We start from the raw sequence: 1280 nt of genomic DNA, 5'->3' as shown, positions 1-1280 counted from the left end.
CCCGGCCCCACGCGGCGCGGAGCCGACGGCGTCCGGCACGGCGGCGTCCGGCGGGGCGACGACCGGATCCGCCGGTGCTCCGGGCGCGCCCGGCACGGATCGCGCGGGCGCCGAGACCAGCGGGTTCACCGTCCGGCTGGCGAACTTCACCGGCCCGTTCGACCTGCTGCTCCAGCTGATCGGCAGGCACAAGCTCGACGTCACCGAGGTGGCGCTGCACCAGGTCACCGACGAGTTCATCGCCTACATCCGGGCGATGGGCGACCAGTGGGACCTGGACGAGGCGAGCGAGTTCCTGCTCATCGCCGCCACCCTGCTCGACCTGAAGGCCGCCCGGCTGCTGCCCGCCGCCGAGGTCGAGGACGAGGAGGACCTCGCCCTGCTGGAGGCGCGGGACCTGCTCTTCGCCCGGCTGCTGCAGTACAAGGCGTACAAGGAGGCGGCGGCGCACATCGCCGAGCTGGAGGCGGTCGGCGGCCGGCGGTACCCGCGCGCGGTCACCCTGGAGGCCCGGTACGCCGACGCGCTGCCCGACCTGGTGCTCGGCATCGGCCCGGAACGGTTGCTCAAGCTGGCGATCCGGGCGATGACCCCGAAGCCGGTGCCGGAGGTCTCCATCGCCCACGTGCACATGGTGCGGGTCAGCGTCCGGGAGCACGCGGCGATCCTCGCCGAGCGGCTGCGCCGGGCCGGCACCGCCACGTTCTCGCTGCTCTGCGCCGACTGCGAGGCGACCCTGGAGGTGGTCGCGCGCTTCCTGGCCCTGCTGGAGCTCTACCGGGAGGGGCTGGTCGCCTTCGTCCAGGAGCAGGCCCTGGAGGAGCTGACCGTACGCTGGACCGGCCCCGCCGACGGCGGCACCGACATGCACATCGACGAGTACGCCGGCACCCCGGCCGACCCGGCTGAGGTTCCGACGGAGTCCGCTGAGGCCCTGGCCGAGCTGGCCGAGACCACTGCGGCCCCGGCCGAGCCGGCCGAGACCGCTGAGGCCCAGGGCGGGCCGGCCGAGATCGCTGAAGCCCTGGCCGAGTCGGGTGGGGCGGCGGACGGGGACGGGACGGCCACGACGGAGGAGCGAGCGGGATGAGCAACGAGGAGCGTCGGGACTCCCTGGCCGACCAGGCGGCGGCCTGGGTCCCACCCTGGGAGCGCCCCACCCCGCCCCGCGCCGCCCAGCCGGCCGAGCCGGCTCAGCCGTCCGACGAGCCCGCCACGCCGGCCGCCGACGACCGTGGCGGGATCGGGTCGCCGGTAGAGTTGAACCTCCCCGAACCTCA

The 1280-nt window shown here is 75.1% G+C and carries 1 protein-coding gene and 1 pseudogene; both read left to right on the top strand.

Translation table 11 applies throughout. The features are described 5' to 3' along the window. A partial coding sequence (locus NCC78_RS31740; RefSeq protein WP_250799135.1) for a segregation and condensation protein A occupies positions 1 to 1090 on the top strand: 1090 nt, incomplete at its 5' end. Continuing rightward, positions 1087 to 1280: pseudogene (locus NCC78_RS31735) on the top strand (SMC-Scp complex subunit ScpB); the annotation flags it as partial. The gene NCC78_RS31740 and the pseudogene NCC78_RS31735, both read left to right, overlap by 4 nt.

This window comes from Micromonospora phytophila (genome assembly GCF_023656545.1).
GTDB lineage: Bacteria > Actinomycetota > Actinomycetes > Mycobacteriales > Micromonosporaceae > Micromonospora > Micromonospora phytophila.
Note: the sequence above shows the minus strand (reverse complement) of the source record. Positions and strands in the feature narration are given on the sequence as shown.